The sequence below is a fragment of the Streptomyces jumonjinensis genome, from assembly GCF_009600885.1.
GTDB lineage: Bacteria > Actinomycetota > Actinomycetes > Streptomycetales > Streptomycetaceae > Streptomyces > Streptomyces jumonjinensis.
The window spans coordinates 32,422-57,376 of record NZ_VCLA01000178.1 but is presented as its reverse complement, the minus strand read 5'-3'; the positions used below and the strand labels follow the sequence as shown (position 1 = coordinate 57,376).

Genomic DNA, 24,955 nt, shown 5'->3' with positions numbered 1-24,955 from the left:
CATGGTTACCGACATCAAGGACACCGCCCACGCCGTCGATGCCGCCGCCGTCATGAGGCTGCTGCCGACCCGGCCGCGGCTGCTCGCCCTGGGCGAGCCCACCCACGGCGAGGACGCTCTGCTCGATCTGCGCGACGGGGTCTTCCGGCCGCTCGTCGAGCAGGAGGGCTACCGGACGATCGCGATCGAGAGCGACTGCATGATGGGCCTGGTCGTGGACGACTACGTCACCTCGGGCACGGGCACCCTCGACGAGGTCATGGAGCGCGGTTTCAGCCATGGGTTCGGCGCGTCCGCCGCCAACCGTGAACTCGTGCGCTGGATGCGCGCCTACAACGACGGGCGGCCCGCGTCCGAGCGGCTCCGCTTCGCCGGTTTCGACGGCCCCCTGGAGATCACCGGCGCGGCGAGCCCCCGGCAGGCCCTCACCGCCCTCCACGGCTGCCTCGCGGCCCGGGTGGACGCGGACCTGCTCCCCTGCACCGCGGAGACGCTCGACCGACTGCTCGGCGCCGACGACCGGTGGACCGATCCCGCCGCGATGACGGACCCCTCCCGGTCCGTGGGGCGATCGGCCGAGGCCGGTCGGCTGCGGCTGCTCGCCGATGATCTGGTGGCGCTGCTCGACGCGCAGACCCCGCATCCGATCACGGCGACCTCGCGAGACGAGTGGGACCGGGCCCGGCTGTACGGGCGTACCGCCACCGGCCTGCTGCGCTACCACCACGGGATGGCCGACACCTCACCGAGCCGCATGGCGCGGCTGATCGGCCTGCGGGGCCGGATGATGGCCGACAACCTCCTCGCCCTCGCCGAACGGGGCCCGGCGCTGGTCCACGCCCACAACCTCCATCTCCAGCGGGACAGGAGCACGGTACGGATGGGCGGCCGGCCGCTGGAGTGGCGGAGCGCCGGCGCGATCGTGAGCGCGCATCTCGGCGAGGAGTACGCCTTCCTGGCCACGGCCCTCGGCACGATCCGGCACCGGGGGGTGGACACCCCGCCGCCGGACACCGTCGAAGGGCTCCTGTACGCGCTCCCGGAGGACCGCTGCCTCATCGGCGTCCCCCGGCTGGCCGCAGCCCTCGGCGACGCACGGCCCGCGCCCCGGGTGTCCGCCTACCACGGCTACATCCCCTTCGACCCGGACCACCTGGCCGGAAGCGACGGGATCGTGTTCATCAAGGACATCCCGCAGAGCTAGTACGTGCCCGGGCGCCGCGGAGGCCGGGAGGCGTTCCGGTCTCCACGGCGTTCCGGTCTCCACGGCGTTCCGGTCTCCGCGGCGAGCAGGCTACCGATAGAGTGTCCTGGTCTGCTGATAGGCCGTCAGCCCCTCCGGCCCCAGCTCACGGCCGAGACCGCTCGCCTTGATCCCGCCGAACGGCGCCACAGGGTCGGGTATATAGCGATTAACCCCGATCGTCCCTGTCTGTATCCGGCGGGCGACCGCGGCCCCGCGCTCCGGGTCCTCGGTCCATACGGTGCCGCCGAGACCGAAGTCGGAGTCGTTGGCGATCCTGACCGCGTCGTCGACATCGTCGTAGGGGATCACCGTCAGCACCGGCCCGAAGATCTCCTCCCGGGCGATCACGGAGCTGTTGTCGACATCGGCGAAGACGGTCGGCTCGACGAACCAGCCCCGGTCCAGGCCCTTCGGCCGTCCGCCGCCCGTGGTCAGCCGCGCCCCGGCCGCGCGGCCCGCCGCGATGTACGACTCGACCCGCTCCCGCTGACGCGCGGTGGCCAGCGGCCCGACGCGGGTCTCCGGATCGAGCGCGGGACCGATCGTCAGCGAACCGGCCAGTGCCGTGAAGGCGTCCACCACTTCCGTGTACCGTCCGCGCGGGGCGAGGACCCGGGTGCCGAGGAAGCAGGTCTGGCCGTTGTTGAGCAGAGTGGAGCCGAACAGCCCCTGCCCGATCCGTGCCAGATCCAGCTCGGCGTCGTCCAGCACGATCGCGGCCGACTTCCCGCCCAGCTCCAGCGTCACCGGGCGCAGCAGCCGCCCGCAGACCTCCGCGATGGCGCGGCCCGCCGGGGTCGAGCCGGTGAAGGCGACCTTGTCCACCGAGGGATGGGCGACGAGAGACGCGCCTGCCTCGCGTCCCGCCGGAACGATATTGATCACCCCCGCCGGCACACCGGCCTCCGCCACCGCCTCGGCCAGCAGATACGCGTCGAGCACCGTCTCCGGCGACGGCTTGACGACGAGGGTGCAGCCCGCGGCCAGCGCTGGAGCGATCTTGAACATGGCGAGGGCCTGCGGGAAGTTCCACGGCACGATGGCCGCCACGACCCCGATGGGCGCTCTGCGGACCTCGACCGAGCCGCCGAAGAGCCCTGGTCTGACGTCCGTGAAGGCGGTCTCCCGCGCCAGTCTCGCGTAATACCGCAGTACGGCGCTCGGATAGCCGGTCTCCAACTGCCGTGCCACCGCCGCCGGCATGCCGTTCTGGGAGCTGACCCGGGTGACGAACTCATCCGCGCGCCGGTCGATCGCCCCGGCGAGCCGCTCCATCACCTCCGCGCGCCGTACCGGTTCCCACTCCGCCCAGCCCCCTGGGGTGTCGAAGGCCCTGCGCGCCGCGCCCGCCGCGGCGTCGACATCGGCCTCCACGCCCTCCGGAACACGGCCGAGAGGCCGTTCGGTGCTGGCGTCGATCGGGATGATCACCCGGTCCGAGCTGGGGCGGACCCAGCCTCCGTCGATGTAGAAGGTGTCGTAGGTCAGTTCCATCAGGTCGCCTTCCGCTGCTGGTCTGTGGTGTCGGTCGGGTCGGATGAGGGGGCGGCGTCTTCCCGTACGGCTTCTCCGCGTACGGCGGGTCCGGGTGCGGCGGGTCCGGGTGCGGCTGCTCTTCGCACGGCGGCCACGAAGGCGTCCGGCGCGTCGATATGGACGAGATGAGTCGCACCGGGGATGACCTCGGAGCGCATCGACGGCAGGGCGCGCATCAGCTCTCTGTGCACCGTGTGGAAGAAAGGGTTGCTCTTCTCGCCGATCAGAAAGGTGACGGGGACCTGGATGCTCCGCACCCGGCTGAGCGGCAGATGCTCGAACATCACGCCGTAGGGGTGCGGATCCAGCTCCGCCAGGACATTGCGCGCGTGCGCGAGCAGCCGCTCACGCTCGTCGTGCGGCGCGGCGTCGAAGGCGTCCCCCGCCGCCCAGCGGAAGAAGAACGCCGCGGCCTCCCGCCGCCGCCCGCGCAGCTGCGCCCATTTGGCGCGCGCCAGTGTGCCGAGCATCGACGGCGTCGCATGCCGCAGACCGTGCAGCGGCGGTTCCACGACGATCAGACGGCGGACCAGATCGGGGCGCTCGGCCGTCAGCGCGAGGGCGATATTGGCGCCCGCGCTCCAGCCGGCCACGGTGGCCGGGGCCTTGGCCACCCTTTCGAGTACGGCGACGGCGTCCCGGACATGGCGGCGGTGGTCGCGTACCGGCGGATGCGCCGAATCGCCGTAACCGCGCCGGTCGTAGCCGATCACCCGGTGGCCGGCCGCCGCCAGCCCACCGGTGACGCCGTCCCAGGTCGCCGCCTGGGCACCGCTGCCGTGGATCAGCAGCAGCGGTTCGCCGGAGCCGTGCTCCCGATAGGCCAGCCGCACCCCTTGGCACGGAAGAAAGGGCATCGCTTCCCGCCCCTCAGCCGGGGAGGCCAGGGAGGCCGGGGAGGCCGAGGAGGCGAGGGGTGGTGGGGAACGCCGGATGAACGCGCACGGTACGGCTCCTTCGCCGAGGGGGACACTCCTGGCACGTTAGGGCCGCGCGATCACCGTCGACTGTTCAACTTCTGGACAGTACGGGCCGCTCAGAGCGTGATCCCGAGCGTCCGCATCCGGCTGTAGAGAGTGGTGCGGCTGATGCCCAGCCGCTGGGCGGTACGGAGCTTGTTGCCGCCGTACGCCCGCAGCGCCGCCGTGATCGTGTCGTGCTCGGCACGCTCCAGCGGGGTCATTCCGCGCAGCCGTGGACTGACCCGGTAGCCCTCCGGCAGATCGCGCGGCGTGATGTCCCCCGTCGTGCGCCGCCCCAGCGCCGTACGCACGACCGTGTGCAGCTCATGGAGATCACCGGGCCAGGGGTGACCGGCCAGCGAGGCGAGGGCGGCCGGGCTGAACCGCAGCCGGTCGTCGGCGCCCAGACCGATGAGCATGGTCCGCACCAGGCCCGGGAGTTCCTCGGCGCGGTCGCGCAGCCGGGGCAGCTCCCACCGTGTGGGACAGCGTGCGGCCAGCACCGCCGGATAGCCGGACAACTCGGCCAGGGGCGGCCCGGTCAGCACGATGGACGGACCGCTGTCCGCCACCGGCTCGGCCAGGAGCCGCAGTAGCCGGACCGCGCAGCCGTCCGGCAGCAGCTGGACGTCCTCGACCAGCAGCAGCGCGGGGGCGCCGGCCGCGGCGGAGCCGAGCGCGTCCTGCCACTCCGCCGCACCGGCCCCGGCCGCCCGCACGCAGTCGAGCACGATGGTCCGGACCCCCGCGTCCCCGGCGAGCGACCGCGCGGCAGTGGTGCGCCCGGTGCCGGGGGCCCCGCCGATGTACACGGGCGCGGCGGGCGCCTTCCGTACCCCCGAAGCCGCGCCGGAACCGGTGCCCGAAGCCGAAGCCGCACCAGAGCACACAACTGAGCCCGAGCCCGCGACCGAGCCCGAGCCCTGCCGGGGTGCCGTACGGGCCCCGGCAGGGCCGGTCTCGTCGAACTCGAACAGCACCCCGCCCGCCCCCGCTTCGACGGCCCGGAACCGTACGGCCACGGTCCGCCCCGACGACAGCTCGACCGTTGCCTCCGACCGCCGCCGCTCGCCCGGGAGTCCGGTCGCGAGCGTCCGCAGCCGGATGTGATCGACCGGGTCGAGCAGCTCGACGGCGGCGGGGTTCGCCAGCACCACGTCTTCGCCGAGCACCAGCACCGGCCGTCCGCGCCGCCCGGCGGCGGCCGTCCGGAACGCGGTCAGCATCCCCCGCTCGGCGGCCCGCGCACCGCGCAGCAGCCGCTCCTCGACATCCCGCGCCGCCCGCGCCAGAAACGGCCCCAGCAGCGGGGAGTCGTCCCGGGTGAGACAGGTGATGTCGAGTACGCCCTCCAGTCTGCGGGTCACCGGGTGCGTGATCGGATGCCCATAGCAGCTGAACCGTCTGAACGGCTCCAGATAGTGCTCTTCGCCGCGGACCGCGAGGCCCCGGCGCACCTCGTACACCGTGGCGATCGAGTTGGTGCCGGTCGTCTCCTCCAGGAAGACCCCGCCCGACACCACACCGAGCCTCTCCAGCCGGGCGCGCAGCCCCCGGGCCCCGACCGTCGGGGCCACGATCCGTGACCCGCGGTCGGCGAGCACCACGCAGTACGCGGCGTCGCCGAGCTGCTCGGCGAGTTCCGCGAGCACCGGCCGCGCGGCGGCGGCGAGCCGTGAGCCCCGGTCGACCGCGTCGGCGTCGACCTGGATCCGCGGCGCGCGGGGGGTGAGCCCGCTCATCCGGGAGCGCCGCCAGGAGAGGGCGATCTCGGGGCGTGGGGCGGTGGGGTCGATACGCACGGCGGCCTCCGGCGTCGGTGGTCAGCGCCCGGGGCGTTCGACCTGGGCGATATGCGCGCCGAGCAGTGCTTCGACCGCCCGGGGCTCCTCCACCGCGAGATGCCCGGTGCCGAGGATCTTCATGGTGGCACGGGGGATGCCGGCCGCGAGCTCACGGGCGTGGTGCGGTGGGGTCGCCACATCGTGGGAGCCGCCGATGACCAGGGCGGGCGCGCTGATCCGGGGCAGCGCGGACCGCAGATCGTAGTCGGCGAGGGCGTCGCAGCAGGCGGCGTATCCGGCGGGGTCGGCGTCGGCGAGATTCCTGAGCAGCATCTCGCCGAGGGGCGTCGCGGCGGTGGTCTCCGGGTCGGCGAACCACCGGCCGGGGGCGGTGGCGAGCAGCGGCCCGGTTCCTTCGCGGCGTACGAGCGCGGCGCGCTCCCGCCAGGGTTCCGGGGGACCGAAGTGGGCGGAGGAGCAGACCAGGGCCAGCGAGCCGACGCGCCCGGGGTGGCCGAGGGCCAGCTGTGCCCCGATGGCTCCGCCGAGGGAGACGCCCGCGTAGTGGAACCGGTGGCGGCCCACGGTGTCGATGAGCCCGAGGACCAGCTCCGCGAGTTCTGTCACCGTCGTGCCGCCGGGCTGGGGCGACGACAGCAGCCCGGTCGCCGATCCGCCGTGCCCCGGCAGATCGAACCGCAGCACCCGGAAATCCCGTGCCAGGGCGGGAAGTTGCTGCTCCCATACGGCCATCGAGGTGCCGAGCGACGGCCCGAGCACCAGCAGCGGCGCGTCGGCGGGACCGGAGAGACGGTGGTGGAGTGTCGGGGACGGGGGCACTGCGGCTCCTCAGTGGGGGGGCGGGGGTCTGGCTCAGCAGCTGTGACCTGTGTTCTCAAGGGCAGACGGGACTCAGGGCGCCTCCAGGACGACGGCGAGTCCCTGGCCGACGCCGATGCAGAGCGCGGCGACGCCGATCCCGGTCGCGGTGGCGGCGAGCTGGTGCGCGACGCCGCCGGTGATCCGCGCGCCGGACGCGCCCAGGGGGTGCCCGATGGCGATCGCCCCGCCCCGCGGATTGACCACCTCCGGATCCAGCCCCGGCCACTGCCCCAGACACCCCAGCGCCTGCGCCGCGAATGCCTCGTTCAACTCGAACACCCCCACCTCGCCCAGCGAGCGCCCCGCCCGCTCCAGTGCGCGCCGTACCGCTTCGACCGGACCGAGACCGAAGTACTGCGGCTCGACACCCGTCACCGCGCTCGCCGTGATGCGCGCCAGCGGCTCCCGCCCGATCTCCCGCAGCCCCTCCGCGTCCGCCAGCAGCACCGCGGCGGCGCCGTCGCTGAGCGGGGAGGCGTTTCCCGCCGTGACCGTGCCCCCGGTCCGGAAGGCCGGCTTCAGCCCGGCCAGCGCCTCGGCCGACGTGGTCTCGCGGATCGACTCGTCACGCACCACGCCCGTACCCTCGACCGGGACCACCTCCCCGTCGTACCGGCCCTCCGCCCACGCCCGCGCGGCCCTGCGATGGCTCTCCAGCGCGTACGCGTCCTGCTCGGCACGGCCGATGCCGTACTTCTCCGCCACCAGCTCCGCGCCCTCGCCCAGCGACACCGTCCACCGCGGATCCATCCGCGGGTTGACCATCCGCCAGCCCAGCGTGGTCGAGTACATCTCCTGATGGCCGGCCGGGAAGGCCCGCTCCGGCTTCGGCAGCACCCACGGGGCCCGGCTCATCGACTCCACCCCGCCCGCCACCGCCACCGACAGATCCCCCACGGCGACCGCCCGCGCCGCCTGGATCACCGCCTCCATCCCCGATCCGCACAGCCGGTTCACGCTCACCCCCGGCACCGTCACCGGCAGACCGGCCAGCAGCACCGCCATCCGCGCCACATCCCGGTTCTCCTCTCCGGCGCCGTTCGCGTTCCCCAGGAACACATCCCCCACCCGGCCCGGATCCAGACCCGGTGAGCGCTTCAGCAACGCCGCGACCGCACCCGCCGCGAGATCGTCCGGCCGTACCCCGCTCAGCCCGCCCCCGTACCGGCCCACCGGTGTGCGCACGGCGTCCACCACATACACATCACGGCGGTTCACCGGGAACTCCTTCCGGCCGCGGGGGCGATCGTCACGGGTGCGGCGGTCCTGGCCCGTACCTCGGCGGCGCTGACCCCGGGCGCGGTCTCCACCAGCGTCAGGCCGCCGTCCGCCGAGACGTCGAGTACGCCGAGGTCGGTGATGATCCGGTCCACACAGGACCTTCCGGTCAGCGGCAGCGAGCACTCCTCGACGATCTTCGGAGTGCCGTCCTTCGCGGTATGGCTCATCGTCACCACGACCCTGCGGGCTCCGTGCACCAGATCCATCGCGCCCCCGATGCCGGTGACCAGTTTCCCGGGCACCGCCCAGTTGGCCAGATCACCGCGTGCGGAGACCTGCATCGCGCCGAGTACGGCGGTGTCGATATGACCGCCCCGGATCATTCCGAAAGAGAGCGCGGAGTCGAAGAACGAAGCCCCGGGCAGCACGGTCACCGTCTCCTTCCCCGCGTTGATCAGATCGGGGTCGACCTCCTCCTCCAGCGGATAGGGCCCGGTGCCGAGAATGCCGTTCTCCGATTCGAGGACGACCGTGACGCCGTCCGGCAGCAGCCCCGGGATCAGGGTCGGCAGTCCGATGCCCAGATTGACGTACTCCCCGTCGCGCAGCTCGCGTGCCGCGCGGGCGGCGATCTCCTCCCGTGTCCAGGTCATCGGCTCCGTACCGTCCTTCGTTCGATCTTCTTGTCGGCGGCCTGTCCGGGGGTGAGGGCGACGACCCGCTGCACGAAGACGCCCGGCACATGGATCTGGTCCGGGTCGAGTTCGCCCGGCTCGACCAGCTCTTCCACCTCGGCGACGGTGATCCGGCCGGCCATCGCGGCCAGGGGGTTGAAATTCCGGGCGGATCTGCCGAAGACCAGATTGCCGTGGCGGTCTCCCCGGGCCGCGCGGACCAGCGCGAAATCGGTGCGGATACCGCGCTCCAGGACGTATTCGACGCCGTCGAACGCGCGGACCTCCTTGGGCGGCGACGCCAGCGCGACCCCGCCCTCGCCGTCGTAACGCCAGGGCAGACCGCCGTCGGCCACCTGGGTGCCGACCCCGGCGGGGGTGTAGAAGGCGGGGATCCCGCAGCCGCCGGCGCGCAGCCGCTCGGCGAGCGTGCCCTGGGGGATCAGCTCGACCTCCAGCTCACCGGCGAGATACTGGCGGGCGAACTCCTTGTTCGCGCCGATGTAGGAGCCGGTGACCCGCGCTATCCGGCCGGCCGAGAGCAGGGTCGCCAGCCCCGAGTCCATCGCCCCGCAGTTGTTGGAGACCACGCTCAGCGCGGTGACACCGCGCCGGTGAACGGCCTCGATCAGTACGTTCGGCACACCGCTCAGCCCGAATCCGCCCACGGCGAGACAGGCTCCGTCGCCGATGTCCGCCACGGCCGCCGAGGCGGTCTCCATCACCTTGTCCATCGTGCTCAGCGCGCCGTCAGCGCGGAGGGGTGGGCGGCCAGCGGGGTGACGGAGACCGTCATATAGGGGAAGAGCGGCAGATTCCACAGCACGCGGTGGAGTTCGTCGTTGTCCGGCACGTCGAAGACGCTGAGGTTGGCGTACTGGCCCGCGCACCGCCAGATGTGCGGCCAGACACCGGACTTCTGGAGCTCCTGACAGTAGCTCCGCTCACGGCTGATCAGTTCCTCGCGGACCCCGGGGTCGAGATCGTGCGGGATCGCCACATCCATGGTCACTGCGAACAGCATGGTCTTCCTTCGCCGTTGAGATGGGGGAGGGGATGGGAGGAGAGGGGAGGGGAGGGGAGGCAGGCGCGGGGGCGCTCAGGCCCGGTCGAGGACGAAGTCGTACGTGACCTCGTTCCCGTGGCCGCCCGCCGCGGGGGAGGGGGCCAGCATCAGTTCGGGCTTGACGGCCGACGCGATGTCGTCCTCGACATGGCTGGAGCCCTGGAAGTACAGCTGGGTGGTGATCAGCCGGTGGCCGGGAGCGGAGACCTTGAGATGCAGATGGGCGGGGCGCCAGGCATGCCAGCCGGCCGCCGCGATCAGCCTGCCGCAGGAGCCGTCGGTGGGGATCTGGTACGGGGCGGGTTCCACCGTATGGATCCGGAAGCCGCCCTTCTCGTCGGCGACGACGGCGCCGCGCAGATTCCACTCGGGCAGCCCGGGGGCGTACTGGGAGTAGAAGCCCGCCGCGTCGGCGTGCCACATCTCGACGCGCGCACCGGGCAGCGGGGCGCCGTCCACGGTGGTCACCGTGCCCTGGAACAGCAGCGGGACACCGGGTTCGCCGTCGCGCATCGGCAGGGTGGCCGTACCGTCGAAGGAGGGCGAGCCGGGGACGTAGTACGGGCCCTCGATGGTGCCCTTGCTGCCCTGGCGGTCCTCGTTCGCGACCTCCTCGACGACATGCTCGACCCATACGTCCAGGAACAGCGGCCACTCGCCGTCCAGACCCACCTGGATCAGCCAGGACTTGAGGGCGTCGTACTCGGCGTAGGTGACCTTGTGGCGGCGTATGACATCGTGCACGGCGGCCAGCGTCTCGGAGACGAGGGCGTCGACGCGCGCGGTGTCGGCGGGGGAGTGCGCCGCGCGCTGCTTGTCCCGGAACCGCTCGGTGGCGGCGGCGCCGGAGGCGGCGGCGGACGCGACAGTCGCAGGGGCCTCGGTTCCGGCCTCGGTTCCGGGGGATCCGGTCTCGGTCTCGGGGAGGGTGGTCTCGGTCGTCATCTCGCTCTGTCTCTTCCTTGAGTGGTACGGATACGGTCCCGGCGGGGTGTGTCAGCCGTCCTGGCGGTAGCGCGCCAGCTTCTCGGGGTCGACGGCGATCCCCAGCCCCGCGCCCTCGCGCACCCGCAGGGCGCCGTCCTCGATGATCAGCGGCTCGGCGAGAAGGTCGTCGGCCATGTCGAGGAAGTTCGAGAGCTCCCCGGCCCGCCGGGCGGCCGACCGGTGCGCCGCGCCGAAGGCGACCGAGCAGAGGGTGCCTATCTGTCCGTCGATCTGATTGCCCATCACCACCTCGACGCCCAGCCCCTCGCACAGATGCAGCACCCGCTGCGAGGCCGTGAAGCCGGTGCGGGCCGTCTTGACGCTGATGGCGGTCGCGGATCCGCCGAGCAGCTCGCGGGTGACCTCGGCGGCCCGGGTCGCGCTCTCGTCGGCGATGAAGGGAATGGTGCTCTGGCTCACCAGCCGGCGCCGCCCCAGCACATCGTCGGCCGGGCACAGCTCCTCGGCGAAGGTCAGACCGAGATCCTCCATCTCCCGCAGGGCGCGCGCCGACTCGGCCGCGCTCCAGCCGCGGTTGCCGTCGATGTACAGCTCCGCCTCCGGGCCCAGCGCCTCGCGCAGCGCACGGCAGGCCGCCACATCGTCGGTGTAGGGCCGCCGCCCGACCTTGACCTTGAAGGTGGTGATCCCATGGGTGTCCCGGACCCGCTCGGCCTCGGCGACCATCCGCGCGGCGGGCGCGAAGCCCACCATGTGGCACACCCGCATCCGGTCGGTGTATCCGCCGAGCAGCCCGGAGACCGGCAGCCCGGCCGCCTGGCCCAGAATGTCCCACAGGGCCATGTCCAGCGCGGCCTTCGCGGTCGGATTGCCCACGGTCCGGTCCAGCAGCCCATGGACCGCCTCGCGCTCCAGCGCCGACCGGCCGAGGAGCTGCGGCGCGAAGATCTTGTCGATCACGGCCACGATGGACTCCTGGGTCTCACCGTAGGTATAGGGCCTGGGCGGCGCCTCGGCGGTACCCGTCAGACCCTCGTCGGTGTGCACCCGCACCAGCACATGCTCGGCCGTGTGCACCTCGCCGCTGGCGAACCTGAGCGGTTTCCGATAAGGAATAGCAAAAGGGATCGTGTCAATTCCGGTAATCTTCATGCCATCCCCCCGGAATATCGCTCGCATGATCAGCGGGACCCGCGCTTCCACTGCCGGCGGCGTCCTCCGCTTCGTCCGCGAGAAACATTCCGTTCTTGTCTAGGTTTTCCAGCAGATTCTTGAGAAGGGGCGATTCGTCGTCCGCCCGCCAGGCCAGGACCAGGCGTACGCGAAGGGCGTCGGCGACGGTCTTGCACACCACGCCCTCGCGGGGCGCGGAACGGATGGAATCCGGCAGCAGGGCGATGCCGAGACCGGCGGCGACCAGCGCGAGCGCGGTGGAGGTCTCGGTGACCTCATGGGCGCAGCGCGGCTGGAATCCCGCCGCCAGACAGCCGCGTACCACCGTGTCGTTGACGACGGAGCCGAGCGCGGACCCGTACATGATGAAGCTCTCGTGCCGCAGCTGATCCATCCGTACCGTGGCCGCCTCGCTGAGCCAGTGCTCCTGTGGCACGGCTAGCACCAGCGGCTCATCGGCCAGGGCCCGGTGGGCGATGCCCTCGTGCCGGACCGGCGGGCGCAGTACGCCCACGTCCAGCCGTCCCTCGGCCAGCCCGGACTCCTGGGCGGGGGTGAGCATCTCGGTGTGCACCTCCATCGCGACTCCGGGCATCTCGCGTTTCACCAGCCGCGCCAGGGCGGGCAGCTGCCGGTACGAGGCCGATCCCGTCAGACCGATCCGCAGCACCCCCTCGACGCCCGACGCGAAGCGGCCCACCCGGGCCGCCGCCTCGTCGACGGCGGTGAGAATGCGCCGTACATCGGCCTGGAACACCTCCCCGGCCCGGGTCAGGGCGACCTGCCGGGTGGTGCGGCTGAACAGGACCGCACCCAATTCCGCCTCCAGCCGGCGAATCGCCTGGGAGAGCGGAGGCTGCGCCATGTGCAGACGCTCCGCGGCCCTGCCGAAATGGCTGGTCTCGGCGACGGCAGCGAAATATCTGAGGTGTCTGAGTTCCATTGGAATCTCCCTCGATTGCGCCTCATCGTAGGGAGCTGATCCCATACGCAACAAATACTTGATCGCAGCGTATTGAGACGCGGAAGATATCAATACCCCCCTGGGTCAACCCTGGGAAAACGCCTGGGGCCCGATTCTTCACCTCGGTGTCATGGTGCTGAAAAGCAGCCGTAACGAACGGAGGGACGGACCATGGCCGAGGGCTTGAGCCGTGCGCGGGCCATCCTGGAGGACGCTCTCGTTGAGGACTCCGAGCAGGGCGTGTACCGCGTCCGCCGGAGCGTCTTCACCGATGCGGAGCTCTTCGAGCTGGAGATGAAGCACATCTTCGAGGGCAACTGGGTCTATCTCGCCCATGAGAGCCAGATCCCTGAGGTCGGGGACTACTTCACCACCTGGATCGGCCGTCAGCCCATCGTCGTCTCGCGTGACAAGCAGGGCGAGCTGCACGCCCTGATCAACGCGTGCAGCCACCGGGGCGCGATGCTCTGCCGTCGCAAGACCGACAACCGCACCACCTTCACCTGCCCGTTCCACGGCTGGACGTTCAACAACACGGGCAAGCTGCTGAAGGTCAAGGACCCCCGGAACGCGGGCTACCCCGAGCAGTTCAACACCGACGGCTCGCACGATCTCACCAAGGTGGCCCGCTTCGAGAGCTACCGGGGCTTCCTCTTCGGCAGCCTCAACGCCGATGTGCTGCCGCTGCGCGAGCATCTCGGAGACGCGGCCACCGTCATCGACATGATCGTGGACCAGTCGCCCGAGGGCCTTGAGGTGCTCCGGGGCTCCTCGACCTACACCTACGACGGCAACTGGAAGCTCCAGACGGAGAACGGCGCCGACGGCTACCACGTCTCCGCCACCCACTGGAACTACGCGGCCACCCAGGCCCGCCGCACCGCGGGCGAGTCCGCCAACGAGACCAGGACCATGGACGCGGGCGGCTGGTCGAAGCAGCGCGGCGGCTTCTACTCCTTCGACCACGGCCATCTGCTGCTCTGGACCAAATGGCTCGACCCCGCCAACCGGCCGCTCGCCGCCCGGCGGGACGAGCTGGTCGCCGGGTTCGGCGAGGTGAAGGCCGACTGGATGATCGGCGTCTCCAGAAACCTCTGCCTCTACCCCAATGTCTATCTGATGGACCAGTTCAGCTCCCAGATCAGGCACTTCCGGCCCGTCTCCGTCGACCGGACGGAGGTGACGATCTACTGCATCGCCCCCAAGGGCGAGAGCGCCGAGGCCCGGGAGCGGCGCATCCGGCAGTACGAGGACTTCTTCAACGCCACCGGCATGGCCACGCCCGACGATCTGGAGGAGTTCCGCTCCTGCCAGAAGACCTACCAGGCCGAGGCCGCCCCCTGGAACGACCTCAGCCGTGGCGCGGTGCACCAGATCGACGGTCCCGACGACGACGCCAAGGCGCTCGGCATCAACCCGCTCGCCAGCGGGGTGCGCACCGAGGACGAGGGGCTCTACCCCATTCAGCACGGCTACTGGGCGCGGACCCTGCGCCGGGCGCTCGACGCGTGACCGCGCGACAGCGCCGCCTGACGACCGCGCCGGGAGGCCGGCCGCGCCACGAGCGCCGACGCATCACGACATGGCCGTGCCCTGCCTGCCGGCCCCACCACGACGAAGCTGAGGAGCAGAGACCATGACCACGGCGACCGACGCCAACGGACCCGGGACGGAGCCGGGTATGGAGTCCGGGGCGGAGCCGGAGCCGGGGACGGAGTCCGGGACGGAGCCGGAGACCGTCACGCCCGAGGCCGTACGCCGGTTCCTCTACCGCGAGGCGCGGTACCTGGACGACCGCGAGTTCGAGAAGTGGCTGGAGTGCTACCACCCGGACGCCGAGTTCTGGATGCCCGCCTGGGCGGACGACGGCGAGCTCACCCGCGACCCGGGCACCGAGATCTCCCTGATCTACTACGCCAATCGCGGCGGGCTGGAGGACCGGGTGTTCCGCATCCGCACCGATCGCTCCAGCGCCACCAGCCTGCCCGAGCCCCGCACCGGCCACAACATCGCCAATGTGGAGATCACCGGCCGGGCCGGCGCCGTCGTGGACGTGCGCTTCAACTGGTTCACGCTCTACTACCGCTATCAGGCCACCGACACCTACTTCGGCACCTCCTTCTATCGCATCGACTTCTCCGCCGAGGCCCCGCTGATCACCAGCAAGAAGGTCGTGCTCAAGAACGACTGTGTCCACCACGTGGTCGACGTCTACCACGTCTGATCCGGCGTCCACGACGACCGCCCGCCCCGCCCGCCGCGACGGCCCTGCCCGCCGCGACAGCCCCGGCGGTCCCGCTAGTTGCGAAAAGAGCACCCCCATGGCATTCCAGGTCGCCCTGAGCTTCGAGGACGGCGTCACCCGGTTCATCGACTGCCGGCCGGACGAGACCGTCGCCGACGCCTCCTACCGGGCACGTATCAACATTCCGCTCGACTGCCGTGACGGAGCCTGCGGTACCTGTAAGTCGTACTGCGAGTCCGGGAGTTACGACGGCGGCGACTACATCGAGGAGGCGCTCACCGACGACGAGGCCGGACTCGGCTACTGTCTGCCCTGCCAGATGACGCCGCAGAGCGATCTCGTCCTGCGCGTGCCCGCGACCTCGGCCGCGGCCAGGACCGCCGCGGTCACCCGCACCGCGACCGTCACCGCCGTCGAGCGCCACTCCGCGAGCACCGTCGGCTTCACCCTCGACGCCGACGACCGGGCGGCGCTGGACTTTCTGCCCGGCCAGTACGTCAACATCACGGTTCCCGGCACGGATCAGCGCCGCTCCTACTCCTTCAGCTCCGGACCGGGACAGCGGCGGGCGTCGTTCCTCGTCCGGGTCACCGAGGGCGGCGCGATGTCCGGGTATCTCACCGACCGGGCCGCGACCGGTGACCGCGTCGAGTTCACCGGCCCGCTGGGCAGCTTCTATCTGAGGCCGCTCATCCGGCCCGCCCTGCTCCTGGCGGGCGGCACCGGACTCGCCCCGCTGCTGTCGATGCTGGAGCGACTGGCCCAGGACGGCGCCCCCCACCCCGTCCATCTGCTCTACGGCGTCACCCACGACCGGGACCTGGTCCATCTGGAGACCCTCGCGGAGTACGCGGCCCTCATCCCGGGCTTCACCTTCGACCACTGTGTCGCCGACCCGTCGAGCACCGCGCGGAACACGGGGTACGTCACCGGTCTGATCGACGCCGGGACCCTCCACCACGGGGACGCGGACGTCTATCTGTGCGGCCCGCCCGCCATGGTGGAGGCGGTACGCGGCCATATCGCCGCGCTCGGCGTCACCCCGGCGGGCTTCCACTACGAGAAGTTCACCACGGCGGCGGGGGCCACGGCCCCCCGGACGCCGGCGGTCACCGGAGCCGCCCGATGAGCCCGCGCCCCGGCCCGGGGTCCGCGCCCCGGCCGGCGGTCCACCCGGGCCGGTTCGCCGGGAAGACCGCGGTGGTCACCGGAGCCGCCCAGGGCATCGGCCTCGCCGTCGCCCGCCGTCTCGCCGCCGAATCCGCCGACGTCGTCCTCGTCGACCGCTCGGAGACCGTCCACGAGATCGCCGCTGAGCTCGGCGGTCTCGCCGTCGTCGCCGATCTGGAGCGGTACGAAGGCGCCGAGGCCGCCGTCGCCGCCGCCCACGCCCGCCACGGCCGCATCGACTGCCTCGTCAACAACGTCGGCGGCACCATCTGGGCCAAGCCCTATGAGCACTACACGCCCGACCAGATCCACGCCGAGATCCAGCGCTCCCTCTTCCCGACGCTGTGGACCTGCCGCGCCGCACTGCCCCTGCTCATCGCCCAGCGGTCCGGCGTCATCGTCAACGTCTCCTCGGTGGCCACCAGGGGCGTCAACCGGATCCCCTACGCGGCGGCCAAGGGCGGGGTCAACGCCATCACCGCCTCGCTGGCCCTGGAAGCGGCCCCGTACGGGATCCGCGTCGTGGCCACCGCGCCCGGCGGCACCGACGCCCCCGCCCGGACGATCGCCCGGGGCCCGGCGGCCGGGACCGACCAGGAGCGCGCCTGGTACCGGCGGATCGTCGACCAGACCGTCGACTCGTCCCTGATGAAACGGTACGGCTCACTGGACGAGCAGACCGCCGCGATCGTCTTTCTCGCCTCCGACGAGGCTTCGTACATCACCGGCACGGTGCTCCCCGTCGCCGGAGGGGACCTCGGGTGATGCAGCGCGCACCGGCGAGGGGCCTCGGGGGGCGCGGTCTGGTACCCGGGGACGCTTCGAGGGGGGACGCGGCCCGTCCCCGGGTCACGAACCCCGGCTCATGCGGCGGCCCGTCCCCGGCGACGGACCCCGGCCGGAGCGGACACCGCACGGAGGGGCACCGCCTCCGATGGGCAGTGCTAGCGTGCCGGAGCATGGACGATCGCCCTGACCAGCAGCGAAGCCTGATAGGACAGGCAGGCCCCAGCGCCGAGCTGAACCGCCGGCTCGACGCCGTCCGCGCGGGCAGGCCCGCGATGGCCCTGGTCGAGGGTCCGGCGGGCAGCGGTAAGACCGCGCTGGCCGAGCAGGTCCTCACCGCCCCCACCGGCGCCCGGACGGTCCGCGTGAGCGGAGTGCCCTGGGAATCCGGGCTCGCCCTGGGCGTGGCCCAGCAGCTGGCCCGGGCGTCCGGGGCGGACCCCGGGCTCCGGCTCGCCGCCCCGGCGGCCACACCGCACGACATCCTCGACGCCGCCGAGCGCCTCCACCGGCTCTGGGCCGCCCTCGAACACCAGGAACCGCTCGCCGTCGTGGTCGACGACGCCCACTGGGCCGATCCGGAGAGCCTGCGGGCGATCGCCTCCGCCACCCGCGCCATGACCACGGAACGCGTACTGGTCCTGCTCATCGCCCGGGACGACGCGGAAGGACCGGCGGAAGTACCGGCGGAAGGACCGCACGACAGCGCGCCCGGCCAGACCCTGGAGTTCCTCGACGGCCTGCACCGCCAGACCGTACGCCCCGATCCGCTCGGCCCCGGCGACACCGTGGCCCTCGCCCGGCGGAGCCACGGCATCGCCCTCTCCCTCCCCACCGCACGCCACCTCTGCCGGCACACCCTCGGCAACCCCCGGCACATCATCCGGCTGCTGTCCGAACTGCCCCGGGAGACCTGGCAGGAGTGGCAGCCCGCGCTGCCCGCGCCCGCGCGCTACGCCTCGGCCGTACGCGGGCGGCTAGCCCGCTGCGGCGACGCCGCCCGCGCCCTGGCCGAGGCATGCGCCGTACTGGACGACGGCGCCCCCGTCGCCGAGGCCGCCGCCCTCGCGGGCATCGCCGACCCGCTGCCCGCCGTCGACGAGGCCGTCGCGGCGGGACTGCTGAGAGCGGCCGTCGAACCCGGACGGACCCTGCTCTCCTTTCCGCACCCGCTGGTGCGGGCCGCCGTCCTCACCGGCATCGGACTGACCGGGCGGCGCGCACTGCATCTGCGCGCCGCGGACATCACCGACGACCCCGGCCGGCGGCTCGCCCACCGGGTCGCGGTCACCACGGCGGACGCCTCACTCGCCGATGAACTCGACCGGTACGCCGCCGAGCGGGCGTCGGCGGGGGAGTGGGCGGCGGTCGCCGACACCCTCGTCACGGCCAGCCGGCTGACCCCCGCCCGCGCCGCCCGCCAGGACCGGCTGCTGCGCGCCGTGGACGCGATGATCGGCGCGGGCGACATCCCACGGGCGGTGCTCTTCGCCGCCGAGCTGGAGAGCTTCCCCGCGAGCACCCTCCGCGACGTCGTCCTCGGCTATCTGGCCATCATGCGCGGCCGGTCGGCGGAGGCCGACACCCTGCTCACCCAGGCATGGGAGCGCTGCGACCCCGAGCGGAGGCCCGATCTCCGGGCGAAGATCTGCCAGCGGCGGGTGCTGCACGCCCTCGGCCGCTGGGACACCCCCGAACTCGTCGTCTGGGCCCGCCGGGCCCTGGATCTCGCGGACCCCGCCGACCCCTCGGCCATCGAGTCCGAGGCCGTGCTCGGCCTCGGACTCGCAGCCATGGGACGGTCCGCCGAGGCGGTCGCCGCCTATGAGTCGGCGGTGGCCAAGGACTCCGGCGGGGCCCAGTCCCAGCGCTTTCTGCTCGGCCGCGGCTGGGTGAACCTCGCCCTCGACGCCCCTGAGGCCGCCCGCCGCCAGCTGGAGGAGGCCGTGCCCACCGGATACCGGATGGGCTCCACCCGTATCTCGCTCTGGGCCCAGGCATGGCTGGCCCGCACTCAGTTCGCGCTGGGCTCCTGGCAGGAAGCCCTGGAGACCGCCGAACGGGCCGCCGCCCGCCTCGCCGAGGCCGGAATCGAATTCGTCCGCCCCATGGCGCACTGGACCGGGGCCCAGATCCACGCCCTGCGCGGCGACTGGGAGAGCGCCGACCACCATCTGCGGCAGTCCGCCGTGGGACTGCACCACTACGAGGTGATGGCCGTGCCCGCCGCCCTGGCCCGCGCCCAGGTCGCCGAGGCGCGCGGGGAGTACGCCCGGGCCGTCGAAGCGCTCGCCCCCGTGGTCCGGCTGCCGCACCGGGCGGGCATCGACGAACCGGGCTTCTGGCCCTGGCCGGATGTGTACGCCAACGCCCTGGTGATGACCCATCGCGTCGAGGAGGCCGACGCGTTCCTCACCCCGTACGAGAAGCTCGCCGAGGCCCGCGGCCACCGCTCCACCCTGGCGCGACTGGGTCTGGTACGCGGCCGGATCACCGCCGCGCGGGGCGATGTCACCGCCGCCCGGGAGCGGTTCGAGACGGCCCTCGCCCACCTCGCCGGCCTCCCGCTGCCCTACGACCGGGCCCGGGTGAACTTCGCGTACGGCCAGACGCTGCGCCGCGCGGGCAAGCGCCGCGACGCCGACACCGTCCTCAAGAACGCCCGGGACGCCTACAGCACCCTCGGGGCCCGCACCTATGTCGAGCGCTGTGACCGCGAACTCCAGGCGGGCGGAGTGAACTCCAGCCGGGGCGTCCCCGCGCTCTCCCGGCTCACCGCCCAGGAACGGGCCGTCGCCCGGCTCGTCGCCGCCGGGGCGAGCAATCAGCGGGCGGCGTCGGAGCTGTTCATCTCCGTCAAGACCGTCCAGTACCACCTGACCCGGATCTACGCGAAGCTCGGCATCCGCTCCCGGGGCGAACTGGCCGCCCGCTTCCGGGAGGACGCCGACGGCACCGGGCGGTGAGGACCCTGCCGGGCCCGGCGGGGAGGCCACGGCCGCCCTGCGGCGACTTGCCGGATCCGGGCCCGGAACCGGCCGCCCCCCTTCACGGCGCCCGGTGCCGTCCTACGCTCTCCCTATGACCGAGACAGAACCATTCGAGGGCCAACTGCTCACCGCACGGCTGTCGTTGAGACGGCCCGCCAAGGGCGACATCCACGCGATCCTCGCGATACACAGCGATCCCGCGACCTGTCTCCACAACCCCTCCGACGTCGTCCTCCGGCGCGCGGACGCCGAACAGCTCTACCAGCGCTGGGACGACCAGTGGGAGCGTTATGGATACGGCTACTGGGTCGTCCGCAGACATGACTCGGCCCGGCAGCTGGGGTTCTGCGGGATCAAGCCCATGGAGCTCAAAGGGATCGACATCCTCAATCTCTTCTACCGCTTCGACCGCTCGGCGTGGGGCCAGGGCCTGGCGAGCGAGGCTGCGACCGCGGTCACCCGGTGGGCGGCCCGCTCGGTCCCCGGCCTTCCGCTGGTGGCCAGGATCAGGCCGGCGAACGTCGCCTCGCAGCGGGTCGCCGTACACGCCGGGCTCTCCAGGGCGGCGCATCTCGACGGACCCGGCTTCGACGGCTTCGACTGGGTCTTCGCCGTCGAGCCGCACCCCTGCCCCCTGCCGGGGTGACACCGCTTCCCTGCCCTCTGCCGGGGTGATACCGCTTCCCCGCCTCCTGCCGGGGTGACACCGCACCCCTGCCCCCAGGCGCCCCCTGCCGGGGTGACACCCCGCTCCGGGGGTCAGCCGGCGGCGGCGGTCCGCGCGGCGATCGCCCGGCCGAGCGCCGTCTGCTCCGGTCCGGGCAGCCGCCGTTCCGCGTGGAGCATCCGCAGCGCCGTGGTGAGCCGCTCCGCGTCCTCCGGCCCGCCCAGATCGCCCAGATAGGCGGGCAGCAGCAGGCCCAGCGAGTCCAGGTCCACCCGGGCGCAGAGCCGCTCCATCAGCGCGGGCAGCGGATCCCCCGCCGCCGCGCCCGGATCCGCCGTACCGGTGGCGCGCAGCCCGCGCGCGACGCACAGCCGCAGCCACTGTGCGTACTGGCCCGGCGGCAGATCCGCCAGCCGCCCGGCCGCCGCCTCGAAATGGCCACGGGCCCGGCCGGGTTCGCCGAGCTCCAGCAGGGCGCCGCCGATGGAGCCGTGCAGGGAGGCGTAGAACGGGCGGACGCGTTCATCGCCCACCCGGTCGGCGCGGGCCAGACATTCCAGGTTCCAGTGGAGGGCGTCCTCGGGGGTGGACTGGCACCGGGCCAGATAGTGCGCGGCCACGCATGCCTCGTAGTCGTCGCCCGCGCTCTCCCACGCCCGGGTGAACAGACTCCTCGCCTCGGCGTCGCGCCCCTCGCCCTCCGCCCGCATCCCTTGTGCGCAGAGCTGTACCACGGTGTTCTCCGGGTCCGGACTCATGACAGGGCGCCTTCCTTGGGACCGAGGGCCACGGGCATGACGAGAGTGGTGAATCCGCCCTGGTCGGCGGAGCGCACCACGACCGGTTCGGCGGGCGTCGCGATCTCCAGCAGCACATCGGGTCCGACGCTCGACTCCAGCGCCGACAGCAGCACGGCGGGATCGAAGCCGACCCTCGCCGAACCGGCGTCCTGGCGTACGGCGGTCAGCACGACGGCACGGGAGAGACCGTCCACCGGCGAGACCGAGAGCCGGTCGCCCGCCAGGGCGAGGACCACGGCCCGGGCGGGACCGCACCGCTCCACGGCCCCCGCCAGCTCCGCCCGGTCCACGACCGCCCGGTGCGCGGGCGGTGTGAGCGCCGACAGCATCTCCCGGTACCCGGGGAACCGCTCCCGTGACACCGGCAGTTCCCGGACCTCCCCGAGCCCGTGGGCACGGGCGGCGTCCGGATGCACCTCCAAGGTCACCTCGGCGGCGCGCGCGGCCCAGCCGCCCAGCCCGGCGAGGACCTCCGCGGCCAGCAGCAGCCGGCCCGGCGGGCCCTTGACCGCCAGCGGCCTCAGGGTCCGCAGCGACAGCCGGTAGCGGTCGGTGGCGACGAAACGGATCTCGCCGTCCTCGATCTCGATGAGCACACAGCCCACCGCCGGATACCGCTCGTCGGCGCCCGCGGCGGGCACGACCTGCCGCGCGGCGCTCGCCAGTTCCACCCCGCCGAGGGTGACCTCGGCCGGTGCCCTGGCCCCGTCCAGGGACCGGAGCACCGACTCGATGGCGGCGTCCGCCGCCCGGGTCCGCTCCCGGACCCTCTCGCGGTGGCGTTCCAGGACGGTACGGGCCTCGCTCCCAGGGCCGTCGAGCACCACGGCGACCTCGGCCAGCGGCACTCCCGCCGCCCGCAGACCGCGCAGCAGCGCGGCCCGTTCCTCCTGGTCGGGGGTGTAATAGCGGTAACCGGTCGTTCCGTCCACGGACGCGGGCGGAAGGACGCGGCAGTCGTCGTAGAAGCGCAGAGCGCTCGGCGTCAGGCCGACGCGCCGCGCGAAGGCGCTGATGCTCAGCAGTTCGGCAGTGCTGTCCATGGCCGTGATTCTCGGCCTTCAGGCAGCCTGAAGGTCAAACACCGGGGCCGCCCGCCGCCCGCCGAGGGCGACGCCCCGGGGCCTTCTGCCTGGGTCTGTCGGCCCCGGCGGCAGGACCTGGGACCACCCGCGGAGGACCTGTGGCCTCTGGCACGCCCGAATGAAGGCGATCATGTTGGACAGGGGACCGATCGACGGACCCCGCCCGCTCCAGGAGGTGTGCACCATGTCCCGCACCGTCACAGTCGGCCTCGACGGCTCCCGAGAGAGCCTGGCCGCCGCCGAATGGGCGGCCCGCGAAGCGAAGCTGCGCGGTCTGCCACTGAGGCTGGTCAACGTCTGGGAGCCGCTGCCGCTGCTCCAGGCCCCGTTCATGGGCGCCGAGACCGAGCAGGACTGGACCCGGCAGATCCCCCGGGAGGCCGCCGAAGAGCTCGGCCGCCGCCACCCCGGACTCGACGTCACCTGGGAACAGCTCACCGGCCGCCCCGCCGAAGTGCTCGCCGAAGCGGCCGAGACCGCCGATCTGCTGGTGCTGGGCTCCGAGGGGCTCAGCACCATCGGCGGCTTCCTCGTCGGCTCGGTGGGGCAGGCGGTCGTCGCCCGCGCCGAGCGGCCCGTGGTCGTCGTCCGGGCGCTCGCCCAGGACGACGCCGACGCCGGCGCCGACATCGCGGAGTCCGGCGGCGAGCAGCCCGCCCCGGACGGCCCCGTCGTCCTCGGACTCGACGCCAACGCCCCGGACGACGCCCTGATCGCGTTCGCCTTCGAAGCAGCCGCACGCCGGGAGACGGAGCTGAGGGTCGTCCACAGCTGGAGCCTGCCGCCCTACTTCGCCTACGGGCTGCCCCCGGACCCGCAGCTCGACGCCCAGCTCGCCGAAACGGAGGCCGCCGCACTCACCGAGGCGCTGCGCCCCTGGCGGCAGAAGCACCCGTCCGTGGCGGTGGTCGAGGACTCCCGGCCCGGCAAGACCGTCGACCAGCTGGTGGCGGCGTCCCACGGCGCGGCCCTGCTGGTCGTCGGCCGCCGCATCCGGCACGCCACACCGTTCGGCGGCCGGATCGGATCCGTCGCGCACGCCGTGCTGCACCACGCCACCGCGCCCGTCGCGGTGATCCCCCACCAGTAACGCACGGCCGTTACGGGATGAGGCCCGCCGCGTGATCGGGGACGTACGTCTGGAGATCGCGCGGCGGGCGCGTATAGCCGGTCGACGGCGGCCGGCGCGGAATCTCGATCGCCGGCGGGGGCACCTCGCGGTAGGGGACGGTGGAGAGCAGATGGGCGATCATATTGAGGCGCGCGCCCCGCTTCTCATCGCTCTCCACCACATACCAGGGCGCTTCCGGGATGTCCGTGTGCACCAGCATCTCGTCCTTGGCCCGGGAGTACGCCTCCCAGCGGGTGATCGACTCCAGATCCATCGGGGACAGCTTCCACTGCCGGGTCGGATCCTCCAGCCGCCGCCGGAACCGTTCCTCCTGTACGGCGTCGCTCACCGAGAACCAGTACTTGCGCAGCAGGATCCCGTCCTCCACCAGCATCCGCTCGAAGATGGGGCACTGGTGCAGAAAGCGCCGGTGCTCATCCGGGGTGCAGAAGCCCATCACCTGCTCGACCCCGGCGCGGTTGTACCAGCTCCGGTCGAACAGCACGATCTCCCCGGCGGCCGGGAGATGCTCCACATAGCGCTGGAAGTACCACTGGGTGCGTTCCCGTTCCGTGGGCTTGGGCAGCGCCGTGACACGGGCGACGCGCGGATTGAGGTGCTCCGCGAACCGTTTGATGACACCGCCCTTGCCCGCCGCGTCCCGGCCCTCGAACACCACCACGAGCCGGGCGCCCTCGGCGCGTACCCACTCCTGGACTTTCACCAGCTCCGTCTGGAGCCTCAGCAGCTCCCGCTCGTAGACGGAACGCGGCAGCCTCGCCGCCGGTGCCGACTTCTTGCCCGTCATGCCTCTCCCGGATCGATCGCGTTTCGCCGTACGGGACGACCTTAGGGGCGCTCGGGCCGCTCCGCTCGATGTGGTACGGCGCCGCTGCCGTTCACCCCGCGCGGCGTCACCTCGGCAGATCGAACTGGGTGGCGAGCACCGCCGCCTGGACCCGGCGCTCGACCCCCAGTTTGGCCAGCAGCCGGGAGATATGGTTCTTGACGGTCTTCTCCGCCAGATAGAGCCGCTCACCGATCTGCCGGTTGGTCAGCCCCTCGCCGATCAGCGCCAGGATCTGCCGCTCCCGGGCGGTGAGCTCGTCGAGCTGGGACCGGGTGTCGTCCGGTTCGGCGGGCGTCCGCAGATTGTGCATCAGCCGGGCGGTGGTGGCCGCGTCGAGCATCGACTGCCCCGCCGCCACCGTGCGCACCGCCTGGACCAGGTCCGAGCCCTTGATCTGCTTCAGCACATAGCCCGCCGCGCCCGCCATGATCGCGTCCAGCAGGGCGTCGTCGTCATCGAACGAGGTCAGCATCAGACAGGCGACGCCCGGCATCCGCGACCGCAGCTCCCGGCAGACCGTGATGCCGTCGCCGTCCGGCAGCCGGATGTCGAGCACCGCGACATCCGGGCGCAGCGCCGGGCCCCGGACCAGGGCCTGTTCACCCGAACCCGCCTCGCCGACCACCGCGATGTCCGGCTCCGAGTCCAGCAGATCGTGCACGCCCCGCCGTACCACCTCGTGGTCGTCGAGCAGGAACACCCGTATCGGGCGCTGTGGAGAGAAGGCGGGTGTCGCGGTCACGTGTGTCGCTCCCTGGATCTTGACTGTTCCCTCCGAGAGTGCCCGGCCCCGGC

General features: G+C 72.4%; 23 protein-coding genes. 8 read left to right on the top strand and 15 right to left on the bottom strand.

Annotation, left to right across the window (positions count from 1 at the left end):
- Position 1 precedes the first annotated feature (1 nt).
- Positions 2-1,204 carry an erythromycin esterase family protein gene (locus tag FF041_RS27315; RefSeq protein WP_153525309.1) on the top strand — a complete coding sequence of 401 codons (1,203 nt, stop codon included), beginning with the start codon at positions 2-4 and terminating at the stop codon, positions 1,202-1,204.
- Between the two features lie 90 nt (positions 1,205-1,294).
- Here FF041_RS27315 and FF041_RS27310 read toward each other — a convergent pair whose 3' ends face one another.
- The 11 genes from FF041_RS27310 to FF041_RS27260 form a co-directional block, all read right to left on the bottom strand.
- Entirely contained in the window at positions 1,295-2,740 is a 1,446-nt protein-coding gene (locus tag FF041_RS27310) for an aldehyde dehydrogenase (RefSeq protein WP_153525308.1), read from the bottom strand.
- Positions 2,740-3,639: an alpha/beta fold hydrolase gene (locus FF041_RS27305; protein ID WP_153525307.1), complete on the bottom strand. Its 900-nt coding sequence runs from the start codon at positions 3,637-3,639 to the stop codon at positions 2,740-2,742. Before FF041_RS27305 ends, FF041_RS27310 begins: the two co-directional genes overlap by 1 nt.
- A gap of 179 nt (positions 3,640-3,818) precedes the next feature.
- Complete coding sequence (locus FF041_RS27300; protein WP_323392855.1) at positions 3,819-5,546, bottom strand: sigma-54-dependent Fis family transcriptional regulator; 1,728 nt, start codon at positions 5,544-5,546, stop codon at positions 3,819-3,821.
- Positions 5,547-5,567: 21 nt separating this feature from the next.
- Positions 5,568-6,368, bottom strand: a complete 801-nt coding sequence (locus tag FF041_RS27295) for an alpha/beta fold hydrolase (RefSeq protein WP_323392853.1) — start codon at positions 6,366-6,368, stop codon at positions 5,568-5,570.
- Between the two features lie 72 nt (positions 6,369-6,440).
- Positions 6,441-7,628: a thiolase family protein gene (locus tag FF041_RS27290; RefSeq protein ID WP_323392851.1), complete on the bottom strand. Its 1,188-nt coding sequence runs from the start codon at positions 7,626-7,628 to the stop codon at positions 6,441-6,443.
- The gene (locus tag FF041_RS27285) at positions 7,625-8,284 is read right to left on the bottom strand and encodes a CoA transferase subunit B (RefSeq protein ID WP_153525306.1); all 660 of its coding nucleotides are present in this window, start codon (positions 8,282-8,284) and stop codon (positions 7,625-7,627) included. The genes FF041_RS27290 and FF041_RS27285 overlap by 4 nt, the downstream gene beginning before the upstream one ends.
- On the bottom strand, positions 8,281-9,039 hold the full coding sequence (locus tag FF041_RS27280) for a CoA transferase subunit A (protein ID WP_153525305.1): 759 nt from the start codon (positions 9,037-9,039) through the stop codon (positions 8,281-8,283). Before FF041_RS27280 ends, FF041_RS27285 begins: the two co-directional genes overlap by 4 nt.
- Before the next feature lie 5 nt (positions 9,040-9,044).
- Positions 9,045-9,329, bottom strand: coding sequence for a muconolactone Delta-isomerase (gene catC, locus FF041_RS27275; protein ID WP_153525304.1), 285 nt, complete (start codon positions 9,327-9,329; stop codon positions 9,045-9,047).
- Between the two features lie 75 nt (positions 9,330-9,404).
- Positions 9,405-10,316 (bottom strand): catechol 1,2-dioxygenase, encoded by a 912-nt coding sequence (catA, locus tag FF041_RS27270; protein ID WP_153525303.1) that lies wholly within the window; start codon positions 10,314-10,316, stop codon positions 9,405-9,407.
- A gap of 51 nt (positions 10,317-10,367) precedes the next feature.
- The gene (locus FF041_RS27265) at positions 10,368-11,471 is read right to left on the bottom strand and encodes a mandelate racemase/muconate lactonizing enzyme family protein (protein ID WP_153525302.1); all 1,104 of its coding nucleotides are present in this window, start codon (positions 11,469-11,471) and stop codon (positions 10,368-10,370) included.
- Entirely contained in the window at positions 11,452-12,435 is a 984-nt protein-coding gene (locus FF041_RS27260) for a LysR substrate-binding domain-containing protein (RefSeq protein WP_153525301.1), read from the bottom strand. Before FF041_RS27260 ends, FF041_RS27265 begins: the two co-directional genes overlap by 20 nt.
- 192 nt (positions 12,436-12,627) lie before the next feature.
- On the opposite strand from FF041_RS27260, the gene benA reads away from it, so the two are divergent.
- The 6 genes from benA (at position 12,628) to FF041_RS27230 (ending at position 20,293) form a co-directional block, all read left to right on the top strand.
- Positions 12,628-13,968, top strand: coding sequence for a benzoate 1,2-dioxygenase large subunit (gene benA, locus FF041_RS27255; RefSeq protein WP_153525300.1), 1,341 nt, complete (start codon positions 12,628-12,630; stop codon positions 13,966-13,968).
- Positions 13,969-14,092: 124 nt separating this feature from the next.
- Positions 14,093-14,680, top strand: a complete 588-nt coding sequence (benB, locus tag FF041_RS27250) for a benzoate 1,2-dioxygenase small subunit (protein WP_323392849.1) — start codon at positions 14,093-14,095, stop codon at positions 14,678-14,680.
- Positions 14,681-14,777: 97 nt separating this feature from the next.
- Positions 14,778-15,830 carry a benzoate 1,2-dioxygenase electron transfer component BenC gene (gene benC, locus FF041_RS27245; RefSeq protein ID WP_153525299.1) on the top strand — a complete coding sequence of 351 codons (1,053 nt, stop codon included), beginning with the start codon at positions 14,778-14,780 and terminating at the stop codon, positions 15,828-15,830.
- The gene (locus tag FF041_RS27240) at positions 15,827-16,636 is read left to right on the top strand and encodes a 1,6-dihydroxycyclohexa-2,4-diene-1-carboxylate dehydrogenase (protein ID WP_153525298.1); all 810 of its coding nucleotides are present in this window, start codon (positions 15,827-15,829) and stop codon (positions 16,634-16,636) included. Before benC ends, FF041_RS27240 begins: the two co-directional genes overlap by 4 nt.
- Positions 16,637-16,830: 194 nt before the next feature.
- The gene (locus FF041_RS27235; protein ID WP_153525297.1) at positions 16,831-19,623 is read left to right on the top strand and encodes a helix-turn-helix transcriptional regulator; all 2,793 of its coding nucleotides are present in this window, start codon (positions 16,831-16,833) and stop codon (positions 19,621-19,623) included.
- Between the two features lie 115 nt (positions 19,624-19,738).
- Positions 19,739-20,293 (top strand): GNAT family N-acetyltransferase, encoded by a 555-nt coding sequence (locus tag FF041_RS27230; RefSeq protein ID WP_153486213.1) that lies wholly within the window; start codon positions 19,739-19,741, stop codon positions 20,291-20,293.
- A gap of 113 nt (positions 20,294-20,406) precedes the next feature.
- Here FF041_RS27230 and FF041_RS27225 read toward each other — a convergent pair whose 3' ends face one another.
- Both FF041_RS27225 and FF041_RS27220 read right to left on the bottom strand, forming a co-directional pair.
- Positions 20,407-21,072 carry a hypothetical protein gene (locus tag FF041_RS27225; protein ID WP_153525296.1) on the bottom strand — a complete coding sequence of 222 codons (666 nt, stop codon included), beginning with the start codon at positions 21,070-21,072 and terminating at the stop codon, positions 20,407-20,409.
- The gene (locus FF041_RS27220; RefSeq protein WP_153525295.1) at positions 21,069-22,157 is read right to left on the bottom strand and encodes a MerR family transcriptional regulator; all 1,089 of its coding nucleotides are present in this window, start codon (positions 22,155-22,157) and stop codon (positions 21,069-21,071) included. Before FF041_RS27220 ends, FF041_RS27225 begins: the two co-directional genes overlap by 4 nt.
- 226 nt (positions 22,158-22,383) lie before the next feature.
- Between FF041_RS27220 and FF041_RS27215 the strand changes: the two genes are divergently transcribed.
- Positions 22,384-23,289 carry a universal stress protein gene (locus FF041_RS27215; protein WP_153525294.1) on the top strand — a complete coding sequence of 302 codons (906 nt, stop codon included), beginning with the start codon at positions 22,384-22,386 and terminating at the stop codon, positions 23,287-23,289.
- 10 nt (positions 23,290-23,299) lie between these two features.
- On the opposite strand, the gene ppk2 is transcribed toward FF041_RS27215, so the two are convergent.
- A complete protein-coding gene (ppk2, locus tag FF041_RS27210) occupies positions 23,300-24,118 on the bottom strand; it encodes a polyphosphate kinase 2 (protein ID WP_153525293.1) in 819 nt (272 codons plus the stop codon).
- Positions 24,119-24,224: 106 nt separating this feature from the next.
- The gene (locus FF041_RS27205) at positions 24,225-24,902 is read right to left on the bottom strand and encodes a response regulator transcription factor (RefSeq protein ID WP_323392845.1); all 678 of its coding nucleotides are present in this window, start codon (positions 24,900-24,902) and stop codon (positions 24,225-24,227) included.
- Between the last annotated feature and the right edge of the window lie 53 nt (positions 24,903-24,955).